We start from the raw sequence: 18,206 nt of genomic DNA, 5'->3' as shown, positions 1-18,206 counted from the left end.
GCAGCATTGCAATTGCGGAATGGATGGGGCAGCCGCAAAAGCGGCTGCTTATCAATCGCTTGGCGTGGCGGTCACATAGGTGCCCGGCGCAGCGGCCAGGACTTCGGCCCCCGAATCACCGGGAACCCGGGCCTTGATCTTCTTGCCGGACCGCGCCGCCAGCCATTCGCCCCAGCGGGGCCACCAGCTGCCCTGATTGTAGGTGGCGGCGGCCTTCCACTCCTCGGGCTGGCCGTCGACAGGGCCGTCATTGGTGTAATGGCCGTACTTGCCCTTGGACGGCGGGTTGATGATCCCCGCGATATGGCCGCTTTCGGACAGGATGAAGGTCTTGTCGGCGGACCCCATCTGCTTCACTCCGTTGAAGCTGCCGCGCCAGTGGGCGATGTGGTCCGTCTCGCAGGCGATGGCGCAGAGCGGCAGTTTCACGTCCGACAGGGTGACGCGGTTGCCGAAGACGGGGAAGCCCTGCGTGGCGAATTCGTCCTTCTGGCAGAGGCCGCGCAGATATTCGACGGCCATCTTTGCCGGAAGGTTGGTGCCGTCGCCGTTCCAGAAAAGCAGGTCGAAGGCGGGCGGCGCCTCGCCCATCATGTAGCTCTTGATGGCGGGCTGGTAGATCAGGTCGTTCGAGCGCAGGAAGCTGAAGGTCCGGCTCATGAAGAATTTGGACAGAATGCCGTCATGCATGGACTGGCGTTCGATGCCGTCGACGAAATCGTCGTCGAGGAAGACCCCCACCTCGCCCGGGTCCGAGAAGTCGGTCAGCGTGGTGAAAAGCGTGGCGGATTTGACGGATGTATCGCCCGCCTTTTGCAGATGGCCCAGCGTCAGCGACAGGGTCGTGCCCGCGATGCAATAGCCCACGGCGTTGATCTGCTTTTCGCCGGTGATGCGGCGCACCTCGGCCATGGCGCGCAGATAGCCGTCGCGGATGTAGTCATCCATGCCCACGTCGCGATAGCTGCTGTCGGGGTTGACCCAGGACACGACGAAGACGGTAAAGCCCTGATCCACAACCCATTTGATCAGGCTGTTGGCGGGTTTCAGGTCGAGGATGTAGAACTTGTTGATCCAGGGCGGGAAGATCAGCAGGGGCGTCTGGTAGACCTTTTCGGTCGTCGGCGTGTACTGGATCAGTTCGAACATGCGGTTGCGGTAGACCACCGCGCCGGGGGTGGTGGCGATGTTCTGCCCGACATGGAACGCCTCCTTGTCGGCCAGCGTGACCACGAGATCGCCCGAATTCGCCTCGATATCGTGGACGAGGTTTTCCAGCCCCTTCACAAGGCTTTCGCCATCGGTCTGCACCGCCTTTTCCAGCGCGTCGGGATTGGTGCCGAGGAAGTTGGTGGGCGAGAACATGTCGACGATCTGGCGCGTGAAATATTCGACGCGCTTCTTTTCGGACGGGTCCAGCGTCTCGATGTCCTTGACCGCGGCGGCGACGGCCTCGGCATTCATCAGGTATTGCTGTTTGAGGTAGTTGAAGAAGGGGTGCGACTGCCACAGGGGGTTGGAGAAGCGGCGGTCGTTCGGGGTGTGGTCCTCGGGGGCCTTGAGTTCGCCGCTGGCCAATGCCTGCTGCGCCTCGACATAGTGCTTCAGGCTTTTGCCCCAGTAGTTGATCTGATGCTCGAGGATCTTGGCGGGGTTCTGCATCATCTCGGCCACATAGGCGGCGGCGGCCTTCATGTAGACTTCGGGGGCAGGTCCGTGCAGCGAGTTGTCCACCTGCTTGCGGGCCGCCAGCGCAACCATGAGGCGTTTGTTCAGCTCGTCAAGCTTGGCCAGATTGTCGTTCAGCTTTGCAAATCGGTCGCCTGCGTCACTTGTGCCATTCTCATCCGTTGTCATGCGAATATTTCCCCCCTATCCTCGCCGCTGTGCAGCATACCGCCGCCCGTCCGGGGGGGAAAGCTGTGAATGCCGGTGTTGGCCCACCCGGACAAGGAGACGCACGTGCGCTACATGATGACTTACGACCTGATGGAGACGGCACGCAACACGAACGAGTGGCTGGGTGCCACCGCGCGTGCCATGGCGTCCTATCCGGCCTTCGCGCTGTCGATGAACCCGATGCTGCCGATGATGGCTGCCTGGGGCGAGGTGACCGAGCGCACCTTCAGCCGCATGGTGGCGAAACCGGACTGGGGCATCCGGTCCATCGTCGGGCCTGACGGGCAGGACCATCTGGTCGACGTCAAGACCGTGGTGGAACGGCCCTTCGGCAATCTGGTGCAGTTCTTCGTCCGCCGCCGTGCGCCCATGGCGCGCAAGATCATGCTGGTCGCGCCCATGTCGGGGCATTACGCGACGCTGTTGCGGTCCACCGTCGCCTCGCTGCTGCCGGATGCGGATGTCTATGTCACCGACTGGCACAATGCGCGCGACATTCCGGTGTCGGCGGGCAAGTTCGATGTCGAGGACTATACGCTTTACCTTGTGGATTTCATGCGGGCGCTGGGGCCGGATACGCATGTCATCGCCGTCTGCCAGCCTGCGCCGCTGACGCTGGCCGCGACGGCCTATCTGGCGGGGGAGGACCCCGACGCGCAGCCGCGGTCCCTTACCCTCATCGGGGGGCCGATCGACCCGGATGCCGCCGCGACCGAAGTCACCGATTTCGGCCGCCGCGTGACGATGGGCCAGCTGGAGCAGACCGTGATCCAGCGCGTGGGGTTCAAGTACAAGGGCGCGGGGCGGATGGTCTATCCGGGCCTGATGCAGCTGCAGAGCTTCATGTCGATGAACGCCGAGCGGCATTCCAAGGCCTTTGCCGAACAGATCATGCGCGTGGCGCGCGGCGAGGCGTCGGATCACGACGCCCATAACCGGTTCTATGACGAATACCTTGCGGTCATGGACATGACGGCGGAATTCTACCTGTCGACGGTCGAGCGCATCTTCAAGAACCGCGAGATCGCGAAGAACGAATTCACCGTGAACGGCAAGAAGGTGGATATCGGCGCCATCACGCAGGTGGCCGTCAAGACGGTCGAGGGCGCGAATGACGACATCTCGGCCCCCGGGCAATGCGTGGCGGCGCTGAAGCTGCTGACCGGCCTGCCCGAGGAGAAGAAGGCGTCGCATCTGGAACCCGGCGCGGGGCATTACGGCATCTTCGCGGGCAAGAGCTGGCGTCTGAACATCCGGCCGCTGGTGTTGAACTTCATCGACGCGAATTCCGGCGCGCCCAAGGCGAAGGCGGCAAAGATCAGCCTCGCGGCTTCGCAATAGTCCGCAGCATCATCGGGCCGTTCAGGAAGTCCGCGATCACCTGCGACACGGTCTCGGGCTGTTCCAGCGTGGGCAGGTGGCCCGCGCCTGCGATCACCTCGGTCCGGCCGTGGGGCGCAAGCTGCGCGGCAAAGTCCTGACGCCGCACGGGGACCAAACGGTCCTCGGCCCCCGCGATCACCAGAATGGGCAGGTTGGCGCGGCGCAGCGTCTTTTGCTGGTCGGGGCGGCGTTGCAGGGCACGGATCTGGCGCTGATAGACACCCTCGCCCAGACCCATGGCCATGTCGTGGATCAGCGCCATGATCTCGTCCCGCCAGTCGCTGGCGGCGAAGGCCGTGGCGGGATAGTCCTGCGCCACCGCCTCGCGCAGGCGGCCCGATTTGGCGGCGACCACCCGCGCCTCGCGCGCGGCGGCGGTGGCGGGGGGTTCGGCCAGCGGGTCCGTCCCGATCAGCACGGCGCGGCTGGTGCGGCCATTGTCGCGGCGCAACAGGTCGAGCACGACATCCCCGCCCAGCCCGTGGCCGATGGGCACGAATTTCGGCGGCGCGGTGGCAAGGATCGCCTCGGACATCTGTTCCACCGTCTCGCCCTGCACGGGAAGGGCGATGTGGACGGGGTGTTTCGCGCCCAGATGCACGATCTGCGGCAGGAAGATGCGGGCGTCGCACATCAGGCCGGGGATGAAGAGCAGCGGTTCCGTCACAGCCCGCGCGCCCAGTCGGTCAGGATGCGGATGGTCTCCTCGGTCTGGCCGGGGCTCATGATGTCGCCGGCGATGACATGGGCGAAGGGGTCGTCGTCGCCCTGCATCTGCCGCTGTTCCACCTGCACGGGGCCGGCCCATGCGTCGATCACCGGCGGGATGCGGGCGGGGTCGATCACCTGATCGGCGGGGGCGTAGAGGACCAGCGCGGGCGTCCTGGCCTGCGCGTAATCCGCCGCGCGGGCGGCGCGGATCAGCCGCGCCATGGGGAACAGGGCGGCGGTGGGGTATTCGGTCGTCCAGTGCCGCCCCTGTTCGGCATTGAGCGGGGTGAAGCTGCGCCTTTCGCCCGCGACGGCCGTCGCCCAATGTTCGGCAAAGGGCGCGTCGAGCAGCCATTGCGCAGGCGCATGGACCCCGAAATTGGGCGAGATCAGCACCGTCCCCGCCAGCCCCTGATTGAGCGCGGGGTCCGTCGCCGCCAGTGCCGCCAGCGTGCCGCCGGTCGAGGTGCCGATGACCACCACCCGCTCGCCCAGACGGCGGCCGATGGCCATCGCCTCGGCCATGTCGAAAAGCCAGTCCTCGGCGCTGGCCTGCGCCAGTGCGTCCCCGTCGCGGCCATGACCGGCAAGGCGGGTGAAAAAGAGGTTGGCACCCAGTTCCCGCGCCACCTCGTCCGGGACGGGGCGGATTTCGGCGGGGCTGGCGGAAAATCCGTGGATATAGACGATGGACAGTGGGGTTTTGGCGCCCTTCACCCCCGCCCAGATGATGCGCTTGGCGTCGCCGGGGCGGATGTCGGAAAACTGCTGTTCACGCCCGATCAGCCATGCCTCGGGGTCGGCGGGAATGTCCGTTTCGGAAAAGGGGATGCTGCGGTCGACACCCGGTCGCGGCATCCCGAACCACAGGGCCAGCAGCAGGACGGCCAGACCCGCCAGCACCCGCCCCAGCATCTTGCCGAATGCCCGCATTACCCGCTTACCTCGTCCACCGCTGCCGCGATCATGGCAAGACAGGCGGGCGTTGAAAAGCGGTGATCGGCCCCTTTGACCAGCGTGACGCGCAGGTCGGGGCAATCGGCATGGTCCATCAGGCGCAGCGCGACGGCGGGGGGAACGTCGGTATCTGCCGTGCCCTGCAGGATGCGGACGGGAAAGGGCAAAGGCAGCGGCGCGCGCAGGACAAGGCGCGACCGCCCCTCTTCGATCAGGCGGCGGGTGACGGGATAGCCTTCGGGCGAATAGTCCGACGGGATGGTGATCTGCCCCTGTGCCAGCAGCGCCTCGCGCTGTGCGGGGGAGAAGCCTGCCCACATGCTGTCTTCGGTGAAGTCCGGCGCGGGGGCAATGCCCACCAGCCCCGCGATGCGGTCCGGGATGACGCGGGCCAGCAGGAGCGAGATCCACCCGCCCATGGAGGACCCCACAAGGATCTGCGGCCCGTCGGTCAGGGTGGTGACGGCAGCCAGCGCATCCTCGAACCAGTCGCCGATAGAGCCGTCGGTGAAGGCGCCCGAGGATTGGCCGTGACCGGAATAGTCAAAGCGCAGGAAGGCGCGGCCTGTCCGTTCGGCCCAGTCCTGAAGATAGACCGCCTTGGTCCCCGTCATGTCGGACATGAAGCCGCCAAGGAAGACGACGCCCGGCCCCTGCCCCGCCGTCCGGTGATAGGCGATGCGGCGGCCTTGGGGGGTGGTCAGGGTGTCGGTCATGGCATGCTCCGCGTTTTGCGCCCTGTCATAGCGGGTGACGGGCGGGCATGCCACAGGGCATGGCGGCGCCGGTGGCGGGCTGTTGACAATCGCCCCCGCCCCGCGCAGGAAAGGCGCGACATAACCCGCAACCGGGCGTTCCGTGGGCGCCAAACCGACGAGGAGCATGGCCATGAGCCAGATTTCCCTGACCTTTCCCGATGGCAACAAGCGTGTCTATGACGCGGGCGTGACGGCGGCCGAAGTGGCCGCCTCCATCGCGCCGTCGCTGGCCAAGGCCGCGATTTCGGCGCAGGTGAACGGCGCGCATTGGGATCTGGCATGGCCGATCACGGAAGATGCCCGCATTTCCATCAACACCATGAAGGATGACGGCCCCGCGCTGGAACTGATCCGCCACGATCTGGCCCATATCATGGCCCGCGCGGTGCAGGAGATCTGGCCGGATGTGAAGGTCACCATCGGCCCCGTGCGCGATTACGGCTGGTTCTACGACTTTGACCGCGCCGAGCCCTTCACGCCCGAAGACCTTGGCCAGATCGAGGCGAAGATGAAGCAGATCATCAACGCCCGCGACCCCGTGAAGACCGAGGTCTGGAGCCGCGCGGACGCCATCGCCTATTACGAAAAGGCGGGCGAGCCCTACAAGGTGGAGCTGGTCAACCGGATTCCGGCCGATCAGGACATCCGCATGTATTGGCACGGGGCCTGGCAGGACCTGTGCCGCGGGCCGCATTTCCAGCATACGGGGCAGGTTCCGGCGGATGCGTTCAAGCTGATGAACGTGGCGGGGGCCTACTGGCTGGGCGACAGCTCGCGCCCGATGCTGCAGCGCATCTATGGCGTGGCCTTCAAGAACCGCGACGACCTGAAGGCGCATCTGACCATGCTGGAAGAGGCCGCCAAGCGCGACCACCGCAAGCTGGGCCGCGAGATGGACCTGTTCCACATGCAGGAGGAAGCCCCCGGTCAGGTGTTCTGGCACCCCAACGGCTGGACGATCTATACCACGCTGCAGGACTATATGCGCCGTCGCCAGATGGCGGGCGGCTATGTCGAGGTGAACACCCCGCAGGTGGTGAACCGCAAGCTGTGGGAAGCCTCGGGTCACTGGGAAAAATATCAGGAAAACATGTTCATCGTCGAGGTGGACGAGGAAGGCGCGCGGGAAAAGGTCATCAACGCGCTGAAGCCGATGAACTGCCCCTGCCATGTGCAGATCTTCAACGTCGGTCTGAAATCCTATCGCGACCTGCCCTTGCGGATGGCCGAATTCGGGTCCTGCGCGCGCTATGAACCGTCGGGCGCGCTGCACGGGATCATGCGGGTGCGCGGCTTCACGCAGGACGACGCCCATATCTTCTGCCGCGAGGACCAGATCGAGGCCGAGACGAAGCGGTTCATCGAATTCCTGTCCTCGGTCTATCGCGATCTGGGGTTCGAGGCGTTCAAGATCAAATTCTCGGACCGGCCGGAAAAGCGGGCAGGCACCGACGAGACATGGGACAAGGCCGAGGCGGCGTTGGCCAACGCGACCACCGCAGCGGGTTACGAGTTCCAGTTGAACCCCGGCGAGGGGGCCTTTTACGGGCCAAAGCTGGAATTCGTGCTGACCGACGCCATCGGGCGCGACTGGCAGTGCGGCACGCTGCAGGTGGATTTCGTTCTGCCCGAACGGCTGGATGCGTCCTATATCGGCGAGGACGGGGCCAAGCACCGGCCCGTCATGCTGCACCGCGCGACGCTGGGGTCGTTCGAACGATTCATCGGCATCCTGATCGAAAGCCATGCGGGCAAGCTGCCCTTCTGGCTGGCGCCGCGTCAGGTGGTCGTCGCCTCCATCGTGTCGGATGCCGATTCTTATGTGGCCGAGGTGGTCGCCGCCCTGCGCGCGGCGGGGGTCCGGGCCGAAGCGGATGTGCGCAACGAGAAGATCAACTACAAGGTCCGCGAACATTCCGTGGGCAAGGTTCCGGTCATCCTTGCCATCGGGATGAAGGAGGTCGAGGAGCGCACGGTGTCCGTCCGCCGGCTGGGCGAGACGCGGACCGAGACGGTCGCGCTGGAGGCCGTGGTGGCCGAAATGGCCACCGCCGCCCTGCCGCCCGACCGCCGCTGAGACGGGTGGAAAAGGCGCGGATGCGCGTCTTTTCCGCCTTTGGCGCGAGGCTGCGCGGCACCGCGCAAACCGGCTGATACGCAGTTTTTCCCCTTGTTTCATTGGGTTGCGGGGCGCGTCCCGTGGCCCTTTTCTGGCTTGATTTTCAAGCGCGCTTTGGCATGATTTTGCCCAGTGACGACAGACTTTCGACCGCCTCCTGCAACGCACAGGCAGCCGGACACGTAAGACCTGGCTGCACGGCCTGACGGCAATAACGCCGCAGGGAGGTAGATGAAGGAGACGCGGCATGCCGACCGGCACCGTTAAATGGTTCAACACGACGAAGGGCTACGGGTTCATTGCGCCGGATGATGGTGGCAAGGACGTGTTCGTCCATATCTCGGCGGTGGAACGCGCCGGGCTGAAGGGCCTGAACGACAACCAGAAGATCGGCTATGAACTGCAGTCGGGCCGCGACGGGCGCGCCTCGGCCAGCGATTTGAAATTGCTGTGAAATCAGACCGTAGGATGGGCAAAAATGCCCATCCTACAACAGCTTGGCCTGAACCGCGTCGTCCCAGCCAAGGTGCCAGTCGGACCCGTTCTTGATCAGCGGGCGCTTCATCACCGTGGGTTGGGCGGCAATCTGCGCCTCGGGCTCGGAGGCTTTCAGGAAATCGTTGAAGCCGCGATAGGTGGTCGACGCCTTGTTGATCACGCGGTCGCCGAATTCGGTCACGATTTCCGCTATTTCCGCATCGGACAGGGGATTGGCGCGGATGTCGCGGAAGGTGACGTCATGCCCCGCGCCCTCGAGCGCGCGGATGGCCTTCTTGCAGGTGTCGCAGGTGGGGATGCCGTAAAGGATCATGGGTCTTCCTGTGCCGTTCGCCGTGCCGCCGGTTGTGCCGCACGTTGTACATACGCAGCGCGCGGCGGCTTGGCCAGTTCCTAACCGGTGACGGCCCGCGTGATCGCCACCCCCGCCCAGGCCGACAGCGCCGTCAGAACCGTGCCCCAGAGCGTATCGGTCGCCACCATCTGCCAGTGCCAGTCCTTCATGATGGCATAGGAGGTGAATTCGTAGGTGCCATAGGCCATGGCCCCGATCACCGCCGCAGGCAGCAGCACCGGCGCCCCTGTCCGCAGCGCGGGGATCGAAACGAGCCAGAGCAGCCCCGCCACATAGGCAAGGTAGAAGGCCGCCGCCGGAAGGGCGCGGATGTTGTCCAGCATCAGCGGCCCGATATGGCGGGAGAAGAGCGGCTTCATCACGAGGGTCAGCATGATCGCGTCGAGGATCAGGAAGACGGCGGCGGTGGACAGGTAGAGGACGGCGATCTGCATGGGGCGCTCCGGTTAGGGGGCACAGGTAGCGCGGGGGGCGGTGGGGGAAAGGGGTTGTTAACCAAGGGATGGGAGGGTGGATGGACAGGTAGCAGTCAGTATGGGATACGTACAACGTATGATTCTCGGCTTTGCGGATCGGGACACGGAGCGGCTTTTCCGGCTGGAACGGGTGGCGCGGTTCCACGGTGTGGAGCGGGTGGCATTGAGGAAGCTCGCGATGCTGGATGCGGCGATCCGGGTCGAAGACCTGCGCGCCCCGCCCGGCAACCGGCTGGAGGCGCTGCGCGGCGACCGGGCGGGCCAATGGTCCATCCGCGTCAATGATCAATGGCGGCTCTGCTTCCGCTGGAGGGATGGGAATGCTTCAGACGTTGAACTCACCGACTACCACTGACGCGCTGGACCCCGTCCACCCCGGCGAGGTGCTGGCCGAGGAATTCCTTGCCCCCAAGGGCCTCAGCGCGGCGGCGCTGGCGCGGCATATCGGCGTGCCCGCCAACCGCGTGTCCGAAATCGTCGCGGGACGGCGCAACATCACGGGCGACACCGCGCTGCGGCTGGCGGCGGCCTTTGGCACGTCGGCGGAGTTCTGGATGGGCTTGCAGATGCGGTGGGAGTTGGCGGTGGCGGCGCGGCGGGGGGTGGGTATGATTAGTCCGGCACAATAAGTTAGTGATGACGGCCAAACGCTCGCGCTCATGCATCGGATCAAGCCTTTGTCAGAGTGCCTGAGACGTATAGTGGGCAAGCAACCCTCTACTCTTTATTCGACGGATTGTTACATGTGGAGCGTCACCCGACAGGTCAATTTCACACACAAGAACATGGTTACCAACATCAACGATTACGTTTTCTTGGGCCAATGGAATGAGGCGGAGGTTCATCTCCAAGGGCGAAAACGGCATCATTGCCATTTGCACCAAGAGACGCATGAACTTTCCATAGAAGCGTATGAAGCCGTCTCGAATTTCTTCTTGGTCAACTTCACCAAGCGAACTCATCGTCAACGCGGCCTCGTCTGAGAGCGTGTATAGCCTTGAACCTCCGCATCCATCCACGGACGAGAGAACAGTCGCCTTCATGTTACCCCCCTATAGGTAGCGTGCGCATGTACAAATGCTCCTCCCAACCCACAAAATAGGCGGTCACAAGACTTTTGGTCAAGCGTTTTTTCTGTATTTTTTCCGCCTCCCGTCAGTAATCGCCATTGCTATTTTACACCGGACACGCTATCTACTTCCTCGGGAGCCTTGCCTAGCTCCCCCCAAAGACCGCAAGCCAGCGCGGTCGCCTGAGGCCAGAATGTCAGGTCTAACATGTTTGGGAGTTTAAGAGAGGAAAGCCATGAGCAACGCAGCCGAGAATGCTCGTTTTCGGTTCACAGTAGACGTGTCCAAACGCTTGGCGGACGAAATCGAAAACATCGCAAAAGAAACAGGTCGGACCAAGGCAGATGTGTTTCGTCTTGCTATCGAACTGCTTTCCGCGGCTAGGGACGCACGCGAAGAAGGAATGAACGTTGGCGCTTGGCAGGAAACGCCTGAACGTCGGCGCGAGCGTTCATTCGTGAACTTTTAACGATTACAAGAGGCGCTCAAGTGAAGCCAGTCGAAGTTGAACAGGTTGACATTGAGCAAGAAGCGTCGAGAGCGCCGATCTACGGAGACGGCGAGCTTGAGCGCCTTGATGGCAGATACAAAGTTATGTTCAGGTGGCACAAAGCTAGAATAATTCTCTGGCTTAGCGTCCTCACGATCGCCGCCGTATTGCTCGCTTCGATGTTGTCGCTTGCGCTGTCGACAGACGAAACGACCAGGGACTGGTCAAGGCAGATTCTGACAACTTTGGTAGGCTTCGCCGCAGGTGCAATTTGGACAAGCGCACAGCGCACGGACAAAGACGAGTGAGTGGATTACCCTACCTCACCCACTCCCGCACCACGCAGCCCGGCCCGCTCTCCCTCAACCGGCGCTCCCAGATCACCCGCCATGCCCCCTCGTCAAACGCGGGGAAGAAGGCATCCGCCCCCTCCACCTCCACATCCACCTCGGTCACCAGCAGGCGATGGGCCAAGGGCAGCAGCGCGTCATAGATCGCCTGACCGCCGATCCCGTAGATGCGTGCATAGCCGGCCCCTGCCGCCATCGCGACTGCGGCCTCTGGCGACGGCGCCACCGTCTCCCACACCGATGCATCCCGCGACACGACGATGTTCAGACGGTTCTTCAATGGCTTGAACGGCAGGCTTTCCCATGTGCGCCGCCCCATGATGACGGCGCCGCCCGTCGTTTCGCGCTGGAAGGCGGCGAGGTCTTCGGGCGCGTGCCATGGGATGGTGTTGCCCTTGCCGATGGCCCCGTTGCGGGCGCGCGCGACGATCAGGGTCAGCATCGGACGGCCCCCTTCATACGGCCACCGGCGCCTTGATGGCGGGGTGCGGGTCGTAGCCCGTGATCTCGAAATCCTCGAACCGGAAGTCGAAGATCGACGTCACCTCGCGCGTGATGCGGAGTGTCGGCAGCGGGCGCGGGTTGCGGGCCAGTTGGGTTGCCACCTGTTCCATGTGGTTGGAATAGATATGCGCGTCGCCGATGGAGTGGATGAAATCCCCCGGCTCATAGCCCGTGACATGGGCCAGCATGACGAGGAGCAGCGCGTAGGAGGCGATGTTGAAGGGCACGCCGAGGAACATGTCGGCGCTGCGCTGGTAGAGTTGCAGGTGCAGCTTGCCGCCGAGAATGCGGACCTGCCACATCGTATGGCAGGGGGGCAGCGCCATCTGCGGCACATCCGGCGGGTTCCAGGCGGACACGATCAGGCGGCGCGAGTCGGGGCTGCGGCGGATCATGTCGATCAGCGTTTCGATCTGGTCCACGCCCCCGAAATCGCGCCACTGGCGGCCATAGACGGGGCCGAGGTCGCCGTTTCCGTCGGCCCATTCGTCCCAGATGCTGACCCCGTTTTCCTTGAGATAGGCGATGTTGGTGTCGCCCTTCAGGAACCACAGGAGTTCGTGGATGATGGATTTGACATGCAGCTTCTTGGTCGTCACCAGCGGGAAGCCGTCGGCAAGGGGATAGCGGGCTTGCAGGCCGAAATGGCTGATCGTGCCGGTGCCCGTGCGGTCGGTCGAGGGGATGCCCTGGGTCAGGACGGTGCGGAGCGCGTCGTGATATTGCTGCATGTGCCTGCTTTGGGGTGAATGAGTCGCGCCACCACTATATCTTGCGGTGGCGTCGGGGGCGACGGGCTGTGTACTGTGGGGGCAGGAAAAAGGAGGATGCGATGGGCATCAGGTATCTGCACACGATGGTGAGGGTTCTGGATCTGGAGAAGTCGATTGCCTTCTACCGGCTGCTGGGGCTGGAGGAGACGCGGCGCTATGACAACGAGGGGGGGCGGTTCACGCTGGTGTTCATGGCGCCTCCCGGGCAGCCCGAGTGCCCGGTGGAGCTGACCTATAACTGGGATGGCGATGACGGGCTGCCGAGCGACAGCCGCCATTTCGGGCATCTGGCCTATGAGGTGGACGACATCCACGCCACCTGCGCGCATCTGCAGGCGAATGGCGTGGTGATCAACCGCCCGCCGCGCGACGGGCGGATGGCTTTCGTGCGGAGCCCCGACAACATCTCGATCGAGTTGCTGCAGAAGGGCGGCGCGCTGGTGCCGGTGGAGCCGTGGAAGTCGATGCCCAGCACGGGGCATTGGTGAGGATGGCGGAGCCGGGGGCATTCTGCCCCCGGACCCCCCTGAGGATATTTGGACAGAGAAGACCCGGGGCGGTCAAAAGGCCCAGCGCGTGAGGGTGTCGGGGCCGCAGGTCGTGGCCTCGACCAGGGTCGGGCGCGGGGCATCCTTGAGTGCGGTGAGGTCGAGGGGGCCGAGAACGGGCGTGCCTTCGGCGCCGATCAGGCAGCCCGCCTGAAAGAGGGCGAGTTCGTCCACGAGGCCCGCGCGGATCAGGGCGGCGGCGAGCGCGCCGCCGGCTTCGATCAGGATGCGGGTCAGGCCTTCGGCGGCGAGGAGGCGGAAGGTTCCGGTCAGATCGAGCTGCGGGCCGTGGGCGGGGGCGGTGATGAGGCGGGCGCCGGTCATGGACCATGCGGCGCGGGCCTCGGCGGGGGCGTCGGGGCCGTGGAGGAGCCAGACGGGGTGACGTGTTGCGGTCTGGCCGAGGCGCGCGGTGGCGGGCACGCGCAGGCGGGCGTCAGCCAGGATGCGGAGCGGCTGGTGGGTCGCGCCCATGTCGCGGGCGGTCAGGTCGGGGTCGTCCGTCAGAGCGGTGGCCGAGGAGGTGAGGACCGCGTCATGGGTCAGCCGCATGAGGTGCACGCGGCGGCGCGCCTCGGGGCCGGTGATCCAGCGGCTTTCGCCCGTGCGGGTGGCGATGCGGCCGTCCAGCGTGGCCGCGAGTTTCAGCGTGACGAAGGGCAGTCCCTGCGTGACGCGTTTGAGGAAGCCCGCCTGCAGCGCGCGGGCGCGGGGTTCGAGGATGCCTTCGGTCACGGCGATGCCCGCCGCGCGCAGCATGGCGTGGCCGCGGCCCGCGACGCGCGGGTCGGGGTCGGTCTGGGCTGTCACCACGCGGGCGATGCCGGCGGCGACCAGCGCCTCGGCGCAGGGGGGGGTCTTGCCGTGATGGGCGCAGGGTTCCAGCGTGACATAGGCGGTGGCACCGGCGGCCAGCGGCCCTGCCTGATCCAGCGCCATGCGTTCGGCATGGGGCCGCCCGCCCGGTTGCGTCCAGCCGCGCCCGACGATGCGGCCGTCCTTGACCAGCACGCAACCCACCGCCGGATTGGGCCATGTGCGGCCAAGCCCCCGCGCGGCCAGCGCGAGGGCGTGGGACATATGGGCGTCGTCGGTCACTCGTCCGGGGTTGCGCCGGGGCGCAGTTCGCTGACGAATTTGTCGAAATCGTCGGCGGCCTGGAAGTTCTTGTAGACCGATGCGAAGCGCACATAGGCGACCGTGTCGATCCGAGCGAGGGATTCCATCACGATCTCGCCGATGACCTTGGACGATATGTCGGTTTCGCCAAGGCTTTCCAGACGCCGCACGATGCCCGAGATCATCTGGTCGATGCGTTCGGGGTCGATGGGACGTTTCTGCATCGCGATGCGGATGGAGCGTTCCAGTTTCGAGCGGTCGAAATCCTCGCGCTTGCCGGAGGATTTGATGACGACGAGGTCGCGCAACTGGACGCGCTCGTAGGTCGTGAAGCGGCCGCCACAGGCCGGGCAAAAGCGCCTGCGGCGGATCGAGACGTGATCCTCTGCCGGACGCGAGTCCTTTACCTGGGTGTCGATATTGCCGCAGAACGGGCAGCGCATGGGCCCCCTCCTTGCTTGTTGGATGTTTACGCCTGCCTCATGCCGGAGTGTTGCCCCCCGGTCCGATACGCAAACTATAGGGGCGGGGGCGAGGTTTCGCCTAGGGGGAAGTTGACGGCCCCAGATGCAGGGCGCGCGGGGTGTGGCGGCGGAGACTCAGGCATACCTTTGGCAGGCGGGGCCGGATCACATGCCGCTGTCGACGGGATGGTCGACGGGACCGCCCGCCTCGACCCAGTCCTTGAAGCCGCCGATGTTGTAGACGCGGGGGTAGCCCATATCCTTCAGAGTCTTGCCCGAGAGGGCCGAGCGGCCTCCGCTCGCGCAATAGACGAGGATCGGGCGCGCGGGGTCGAAGGCGGGGTTGTGATAGGGCGAGGCAGGATCGGCGCGGAATTCCAGCATCCCGCGCGAGACGTGGAGCGCGCCGGGGATCTTGCCCGAGGTTTCAAGTTCGGGCGCGTCGCGCACGTCGAGGAGCAGCGCGCCCTGCGCGATGAGGTCCTGTGCGGTGGCGTGGTCGACCTTTTCGACGGCCGCATTGGCGGCGGCGAGCATATCCTTGACGGTGGCGGGCATCGGGGGACTCCGTGGTGGGGTTTGGCACGGGGACGCGAGGGCACGGGGAATGGGGGAAGTAAAGCAGGGGTGGGGGCGGGTTGGCAATCGGGAGAGGTTGAACGGGGGTGTTCAGAGTTTCTTAACGATAAGGGGCGTTCATGGCTTGACCCTTGCCGGAGCCCGCCATGCCCGTCGTCAAGATACGCCACGTGCTGCGAATGTTGGCCGAGGATGGCTGGGTTCTGGTTGCGACGCGGGGCAGCCATCGGCAATTCGCGCATCCGGTCAAAGCAGGGCGGGTTACGGTGGCGGGAAAGGACAGCGATGACTTGGCACCCGGGACGTTCAATTCTATCTTGAAGCAAGCTGGGCTGAAGGGGCACTGAGATGCGTTATGCCGTGGTGATCGAAAAGGCGGGGGACGGGTATTCAGGCTATGTGCCGGATTTGCCCGGCTGTGTAGCGGCGGGCGAGACGGTCGAGGCTGTGAAGGCTGAACTGGCCGAGGCGATCCCGTTCCATCTGGAAGGGATGGGGAAGGATGGGCCGCTGGCGGTGCCGGAGAGTGTGGTGGGGTGGGTGGAGGTTTGAGGGGTAGGCAAGCGCCAAAATCCTGCTAACCAGTCCTATGTAGCTTTCGAAATTTCGGGTCGGAAGCTTTCTCCGAAATATCTCTTTCGTCTTTTCGATACTCTACCCACAGAGCCTGCATGTCAGACTGAACATATTGGACGCTGCGATAGGTATCCAGTTTCCAATGTGCCGGAATAGCGCGTGTCGAGGTGCGACGACCCTTTCGGTTAGGCATGTGTCCGAGTTGCTGAAAGCTAAGTCTTAGGAAAGTTGCCGAAAAGGCAGAAAATGCATCAATCAATGATGCGGATTTACGAACATCATGTCGCCCCTGATCAATTATTGACCGTAAGCTTTCTAGTTGATCGCAATCCGTAATTTTTATTGTAGCGCGGATAGCTACCTCTGACGAATTCATTACCCGAAGAAACGACGCCTTCCACTTAGCAACAGATCGGGTGTCCTTTAACCGATACCACTCATCGGCCCCCAAAAGCTCTTCAATTGCCGCCTTCAAGTTCAATGCGTCCGAATAGCTTGTATTCTCGGCTTCCTGCTTCATGTGGCACCCTACGAAAAAAGCGCCCCGCAGGGCGCCCTTAATCACTGATCCAGGAAACTCCGCAACTTCCGGCTCCGGCTCGGATGCTTCAGCTTGCGCAGCGCCTTCGCCTCGATCTGGCGGATGCGTTCCCGCGTGACGCTGAACTGCTGGCCGACCTCTTCCAGCGTGTGGTCGGTGTTCATCCCGATGCCGAAGCGCATCCGCAGCACCCGCTCCTCGCGCGGGGTGAGGGAGGCCAGAACGCGCGTCGTGGTTTCCTTCAGGTTTTCCTGAATGGCCGAATCCAGCGGCAGGATGGCGTTCTTGTCTTCGATGAAATCGCCGAGCTGGCTGTCCTCTTCGTCCCCGATGGGGGTTTCGAGAGAGATCGGTTCCTTGGCGATCTTCATCACCTTGCGGACCTTTTCCAGCGGCATCTGGAGTTTTTCGGCCAGTTCCTCGGGCGTGGGTTCGCGGCCGATCTCGTGCAGCATCTGGCGGCCGGTGCGGACCAGTTTGTTGATCGTCTCGATCATGTGCACGGGGATACGGATCGTGCGGGCCTGATCCGCGATCGAGCGGGTGATGGCCTGACGGATCCACCATGTGGCGTAGGTCGAGAATTTGTAGCCGCGGCGGTATTCGAATTTATCGACCGCCTTCATCAGGCCGATATTGCCTTCCTGGATCAGGTCGAGGAATTGCAGCCCGCGGTTGGTGTATTTCTTGGCGATGGAGATGACGAGGCGGAGGTTGGCCTCGACCATTTCCTTCTTGGCCTGCCGCGCCTCTTTCTCGCCCTTTTGCACCTGATTGACGATGCGGCGGAATTCGGAAATGTCGACGCCGATATATTGGCCGACCTGCGCCATCTCGGCGCGGAGTTCCTCGACCTTGTCGCGCGACTTTTCCATCAGCGCCTGCCAGCCGCGACCCGCCTTGGCGGCCATGCGGTCCAGCCATGTGGGGTCAAGCTCGTAGCCCTGATATTCGTCGATGAATTCGCGGCGGTTGATGCGGGCGGCGTCGGCCAGTTTCACCATGCCGGAATTGATCGACATGATGCGCTTGTTGATGCCGTAAAGCTGGTCGATCAGCGCCTCGATCCGGTTGTTGTGCAGATGGAGCGCGTTGACGAGCGTCACGATTTCCGAGCGCAGCTTTTGATAGGCGGCCTCGTCGGCGGCGGAATAGGTCGTGGTTTCGGACAGGGTGGCCGACATGCGGCGGTCCTGCATCTCGGCCAGTTTGACATAGTCGCGCGCGATGATGTCGAGGGTTTCGAGGACCTTCGGCTTCAGCGCCGCTTCCATGGCGGCAAGCGACATGTTCGAGGCTTCGTCATCCTCGTCCTCTTCCTCGGCCCGCATGATGGGGTTGCCGTCGGCGTCGAGTTCGGGTTCCGACGCGCCACCGCCCGCGCGGCGGGGGGCGGCGGAGGAGACGTCGACATCGTCCAGAACCGGACCGTCCATCTCGTCATCGCCGTCAAGCGATCGGCCGAAGGTGGCTTCGAGGTCGATCACGTCGCGCAGGAGGATGTCTTCGTTCAGAAGTTCGTCGCGCCAGATGGTGATGGCCTGAAAGGTCAGCGGGCTTTCGCACAGGCCCGCGATCATGGTGTTGCGGCCTGCCTCGATCCGCTTGGCGATGGCGATCTCGCCCTCGCGCGACAGGAGTTCGACCGAGCCCATCTCGCGCAGGTACATCCGCACGGGGTCGTCGGTGCGGTCGAGCGTTTCCGAGGTCGCGCCTACCAGCGCCACTTCGCGCGAGGTGGAGGCTTCCACCAGTTCGCCCGCGCTTTCGCCCTCTTCCGCCTCTTCGTCCTCGATCACGTTGATGCCCATTTCCGAGAGCATCGACATCACATCCTCGATCTGTTCCGAGGACACCTGATCGGGCGGCAGCACCGTGTTGAGCTGTTCGTAGGTGATGTAGCCACGCTCGCGCGCGTCGGCGATCATCTTCTTTACGGCGGCCTGGCTCATGTCGAGCGAGACATCGGCCTCTTGCTCTTCGGGCTTCGCGTCGTCGGTGTCTTTGAGTGCCATGTGTGCTCCTCGGGGGCGGGG

24 protein-coding genes are annotated in these 18,206 nt (G+C 64.1%); 10 read left to right on the top strand and 14 right to left on the bottom strand.

From position 1 onward, the window contains the following. Positions 1–51: 51 nt before the first annotated feature. Positions 52–1,857, bottom strand: a complete 1,806-nt coding sequence (gene phaC / locus GU927_RS02610) for a class I poly(R)-hydroxyalkanoic acid synthase (RefSeq protein WP_161760807.1) — start codon at positions 1,855–1,857, stop codon at positions 52–54. A 105-nt stretch (positions 1,858–1,962) separates the two neighbouring features. Between phaC and phaZ the strand changes: the two genes are divergently transcribed. Then, entirely contained in the window at positions 1,963–3,240 is a 1,278-nt protein-coding gene (gene phaZ, locus GU927_RS02605; protein WP_161760806.1) for a polyhydroxyalkanoate depolymerase, read from the top strand. On the opposite strand, the gene GU927_RS02600 is transcribed toward phaZ, so the two are convergent. From GU927_RS02600 to GU927_RS02590, 3 genes are read right to left on the bottom strand one after another with little or no spacing between them, the layout of a single operon-like run. Then, entirely contained in the window at positions 3,218–3,949 is a 732-nt protein-coding gene (locus GU927_RS02600; protein ID WP_161760805.1) for an alpha/beta fold hydrolase, read from the bottom strand. The genes phaZ and GU927_RS02600 overlap by 23 nt on opposite strands. Beyond that, positions 3,946–4,926, bottom strand: a complete 981-nt coding sequence (locus GU927_RS02595; protein ID WP_161760804.1) for an alpha/beta hydrolase — start codon at positions 4,924–4,926, stop codon at positions 3,946–3,948. The genes GU927_RS02600 and GU927_RS02595 overlap by 4 nt, the downstream gene beginning before the upstream one ends. Next, a complete protein-coding gene (locus tag GU927_RS02590; protein WP_161760803.1) occupies positions 4,926–5,666 on the bottom strand; it encodes an alpha/beta hydrolase in 741 nt (246 codons plus the stop codon). The genes GU927_RS02595 and GU927_RS02590 overlap by 1 nt, the downstream gene beginning before the upstream one ends. A gap of 172 nt (positions 5,667–5,838) precedes the next feature. On the opposite strand from GU927_RS02590, the gene thrS reads away from it, so the two are divergent. Next, positions 5,839–7,785 carry a threonine--tRNA ligase gene (gene thrS, locus GU927_RS02585; protein ID WP_161760802.1) on the top strand — a complete coding sequence of 649 codons (1,947 nt, stop codon included), beginning with the start codon at positions 5,839–5,841 and terminating at the stop codon, positions 7,783–7,785. A gap of 289 nt (positions 7,786–8,074) precedes the next feature. Further along, on the top strand, positions 8,075–8,281 hold the full coding sequence (locus GU927_RS02580) for a cold-shock protein (RefSeq protein ID WP_161760801.1): 207 nt from the start codon (positions 8,075–8,077) through the stop codon (positions 8,279–8,281). A 33-nt stretch (positions 8,282–8,314) separates the two neighbouring features. Here GU927_RS02580 and GU927_RS02575 read toward each other — a convergent pair whose 3' ends face one another. Both GU927_RS02575 and GU927_RS02570 read right to left on the bottom strand, forming a co-directional pair. Continuing rightward, positions 8,315–8,638, bottom strand: a complete 324-nt coding sequence (locus GU927_RS02575) for an arsenate reductase family protein (RefSeq protein WP_161760800.1) — start codon at positions 8,636–8,638, stop codon at positions 8,315–8,317. A gap of 80 nt (positions 8,639–8,718) precedes the next feature. Beyond that, positions 8,719–9,114 (bottom strand): DUF2177 family protein, encoded by a 396-nt coding sequence (locus tag GU927_RS02570; protein WP_161760799.1) that lies wholly within the window; start codon positions 9,112–9,114, stop codon positions 8,719–8,721. Positions 9,115–9,232: 118 nt separating this feature from the next. Here GU927_RS02570 and GU927_RS02565 point away from each other — a divergent pair, with 118 nt between their 5' ends. Together GU927_RS02565 and GU927_RS02560 are read left to right on the top strand one after the other, a co-directional pair. Further along, a complete protein-coding gene (locus tag GU927_RS02565) occupies positions 9,233–9,511 on the top strand; it encodes a type II toxin-antitoxin system RelE/ParE family toxin (RefSeq protein ID WP_161760798.1) in 279 nt (92 codons plus the stop codon). Further along, positions 9,489–9,785, top strand: coding sequence for a HigA family addiction module antitoxin (locus GU927_RS02560; protein ID WP_232489105.1), 297 nt, complete (start codon positions 9,489–9,491; stop codon positions 9,783–9,785). Before GU927_RS02565 ends, GU927_RS02560 begins: the two co-directional genes overlap by 23 nt. A 51-nt stretch (positions 9,786–9,836) precedes the next feature. On the opposite strand, the gene GU927_RS02555 is transcribed toward GU927_RS02560, so the two are convergent. After that, on the bottom strand, positions 9,837–10,199 hold the full coding sequence (locus tag GU927_RS02555) for a hypothetical protein (protein WP_161760796.1): 363 nt from the start codon (positions 10,197–10,199) through the stop codon (positions 9,837–9,839). Positions 10,200–10,461: 262 nt separating this feature from the next. On the opposite strand from GU927_RS02555, the gene GU927_RS02550 reads away from it, so the two are divergent. After that, the gene (locus tag GU927_RS02550; protein ID WP_161760795.1) at positions 10,462–10,695 is read left to right on the top strand and encodes a ribbon-helix-helix protein, CopG family; all 234 of its coding nucleotides are present in this window, start codon (positions 10,462–10,464) and stop codon (positions 10,693–10,695) included. A gap of 20 nt (positions 10,696–10,715) precedes the next feature. Next, on the top strand, positions 10,716–11,024 hold the full coding sequence (locus GU927_RS02545) for a hypothetical protein (RefSeq protein WP_161760794.1): 309 nt from the start codon (positions 10,716–10,718) through the stop codon (positions 11,022–11,024). A 10-nt stretch (positions 11,025–11,034) separates the two neighbouring features. Here the strand turns inward: GU927_RS02545 and GU927_RS02540 are convergent, their stop codons facing one another. Then, positions 11,035–11,508, bottom strand: coding sequence for a dihydrofolate reductase (locus tag GU927_RS02540; protein ID WP_161760793.1), 474 nt, complete (start codon positions 11,506–11,508; stop codon positions 11,035–11,037). A 13-nt stretch (positions 11,509–11,521) separates the two neighbouring features. Next, entirely contained in the window at positions 11,522–12,301 is a 780-nt protein-coding gene (locus GU927_RS02535) for a thymidylate synthase (RefSeq protein WP_161760792.1), read from the bottom strand. A 101-nt stretch (positions 12,302–12,402) separates the two neighbouring features. Between GU927_RS02535 and GU927_RS02530 the strand changes: the two genes are divergently transcribed. Further along, a complete protein-coding gene (locus GU927_RS02530; RefSeq protein WP_161760791.1) occupies positions 12,403–12,831 on the top strand; it encodes a VOC family protein in 429 nt (142 codons plus the stop codon). Positions 12,832–12,903: 72 nt separating this feature from the next. On the opposite strand, the gene ribD is transcribed toward GU927_RS02530, so the two are convergent. The 3 genes from ribD to GU927_RS02515 form a co-directional block, all read right to left on the bottom strand. Further along, on the bottom strand, positions 12,904–13,989 hold the full coding sequence (gene ribD / locus GU927_RS02525) for a bifunctional diaminohydroxyphosphoribosylaminopyrimidine deaminase/5-amino-6-(5-phosphoribosylamino)uracil reductase RibD (protein WP_332838482.1): 1,086 nt from the start codon (positions 13,987–13,989) through the stop codon (positions 12,904–12,906). Continuing rightward, positions 13,986–14,453 (bottom strand): transcriptional regulator NrdR, encoded by a 468-nt coding sequence (gene nrdR / locus GU927_RS02520; RefSeq protein WP_161760790.1) that lies wholly within the window; start codon positions 14,451–14,453, stop codon positions 13,986–13,988. Before nrdR ends, ribD begins: the two co-directional genes overlap by 4 nt. Before the next feature lie 186 nt (positions 14,454–14,639). Further along, the gene (locus GU927_RS02515; RefSeq protein WP_161760789.1) at positions 14,640–15,032 is read right to left on the bottom strand and encodes a rhodanese-like domain-containing protein; all 393 of its coding nucleotides are present in this window, start codon (positions 15,030–15,032) and stop codon (positions 14,640–14,642) included. A gap of 167 nt (positions 15,033–15,199) precedes the next feature. Between GU927_RS02515 and GU927_RS02510 the strand changes: the two genes are divergently transcribed. Further along, a complete protein-coding gene (locus GU927_RS02510) occupies positions 15,200–15,400 on the top strand; it encodes a type II toxin-antitoxin system HicA family toxin (RefSeq protein ID WP_161760788.1) in 201 nt (66 codons plus the stop codon). A gap of 1 nt (position 15,401) precedes the next feature. Beyond that, positions 15,402–15,605, top strand: coding sequence for a type II toxin-antitoxin system HicB family antitoxin (locus GU927_RS02505; RefSeq protein WP_161760787.1), 204 nt, complete (start codon positions 15,402–15,404; stop codon positions 15,603–15,605). Between the two features lie 25 nt (positions 15,606–15,630). On the opposite strand, the gene GU927_RS02500 is transcribed toward GU927_RS02505, so the two are convergent. Both GU927_RS02500 and rpoD read right to left on the bottom strand, forming a co-directional pair. Then, positions 15,631–16,149, bottom strand: a complete 519-nt coding sequence (locus GU927_RS02500; RefSeq protein WP_161760786.1) for a hypothetical protein — start codon at positions 16,147–16,149, stop codon at positions 15,631–15,633. A 41-nt stretch (positions 16,150–16,190) separates the two neighbouring features. Then, positions 16,191–18,185 carry an RNA polymerase sigma factor RpoD gene (rpoD, locus tag GU927_RS02495; RefSeq protein ID WP_161760785.1) on the bottom strand — a complete coding sequence of 665 codons (1,995 nt, stop codon included), beginning with the start codon at positions 18,183–18,185 and terminating at the stop codon, positions 16,191–16,193. Between the last annotated feature and the right edge of the window lie 21 nt (positions 18,186–18,206).

It is taken from the genome of Paragemmobacter amnigenus (assembly GCF_009908265.2).
Taxonomy (GTDB): domain Bacteria; phylum Pseudomonadota; class Alphaproteobacteria; order Rhodobacterales; family Rhodobacteraceae; genus Paragemmobacter; species Paragemmobacter amnigenus.
The sequence above is the reverse complement of the archived record's forward strand: the minus strand, read 5'-3'. Positions and strand labels throughout refer to the sequence as shown.

Bases quoted from the DNA above. Each gene is read 5' to 3' on its own strand.
- GU927_RS02575 (WP_161760800.1), bottom strand. From the start codon at position 8,638: ATGATCCTTTACGGCATCCCCACCTGCGACACCTGCAAGAAGGCCATC.
- thrS (WP_161760802.1), top strand. From the start codon at position 5,839: ATGAGCCAGATTTCCCTGACCTTTCCCGATGGCAACAAGCGTGTCTAT.
- GU927_RS02590 (WP_161760803.1), bottom strand. From the start codon at position 5,666: ATGACCGACACCCTGACCACCCCCCAAGGCCGCCGCATCGCCTATCAC.
- GU927_RS02500 (WP_161760786.1), bottom strand. From the start codon at position 16,149: ATGAAGCAGGAAGCCGAGAATACAAGCTATTCGGACGCATTGAACTTG.
- rpoD (WP_161760785.1), bottom strand. From the start codon at position 18,185: ATGGCACTCAAAGACACCGACGACGCGAAGCCCGAAGAGCAAGAGGCC.
- GU927_RS02510 (WP_161760788.1), top strand. From the start codon at position 15,200: ATGCCCGTCGTCAAGATACGCCACGTGCTGCGAATGTTGGCCGAGGAT.
- GU927_RS02565 (WP_161760798.1), top strand. From the start codon at position 9,233: ATGATTCTCGGCTTTGCGGATCGGGACACGGAGCGGCTTTTCCGGCTG.
- GU927_RS02535 (WP_161760792.1), bottom strand. From the start codon at position 12,301: ATGCAGCAATATCACGACGCGCTCCGCACCGTCCTGACCCAGGGCATC.
- GU927_RS02505 (WP_161760787.1), top strand. From the start codon at position 15,402: ATGCGTTATGCCGTGGTGATCGAAAAGGCGGGGGACGGGTATTCAGGC.
- phaC (WP_161760807.1), bottom strand. From the start codon at position 1,857: ATGACAACGGATGAGAATGGCACAAGTGACGCAGGCGACCGATTTGCA.
- GU927_RS02540 (WP_161760793.1), bottom strand. From the start codon at position 11,508: ATGCTGACCCTGATCGTCGCGCGCGCCCGCAACGGGGCCATCGGCAAG.
- GU927_RS02570 (WP_161760799.1), bottom strand. From the start codon at position 9,114: ATGCAGATCGCCGTCCTCTACCTGTCCACCGCCGCCGTCTTCCTGATC.
- GU927_RS02580 (WP_161760801.1), top strand. From the start codon at position 8,075: ATGCCGACCGGCACCGTTAAATGGTTCAACACGACGAAGGGCTACGGG.
- GU927_RS02555 (WP_161760796.1), bottom strand. From the start codon at position 10,199: ATGAAGGCGACTGTTCTCTCGTCCGTGGATGGATGCGGAGGTTCAAGG.
- GU927_RS02515 (WP_161760789.1), bottom strand. From the start codon at position 15,032: ATGCCCGCCACCGTCAAGGATATGCTCGCCGCCGCCAATGCGGCCGTC.
- GU927_RS02550 (WP_161760795.1), top strand. From the start codon at position 10,462: ATGAGCAACGCAGCCGAGAATGCTCGTTTTCGGTTCACAGTAGACGTG.
- GU927_RS02530 (WP_161760791.1), top strand. From the start codon at position 12,403: ATGGGCATCAGGTATCTGCACACGATGGTGAGGGTTCTGGATCTGGAG.
- nrdR (WP_161760790.1), bottom strand. From the start codon at position 14,453: ATGCGCTGCCCGTTCTGCGGCAATATCGACACCCAGGTAAAGGACTCG.
- GU927_RS02595 (WP_161760804.1), bottom strand. From the start codon at position 4,926: ATGCGGGCATTCGGCAAGATGCTGGGGCGGGTGCTGGCGGGTCTGGCC.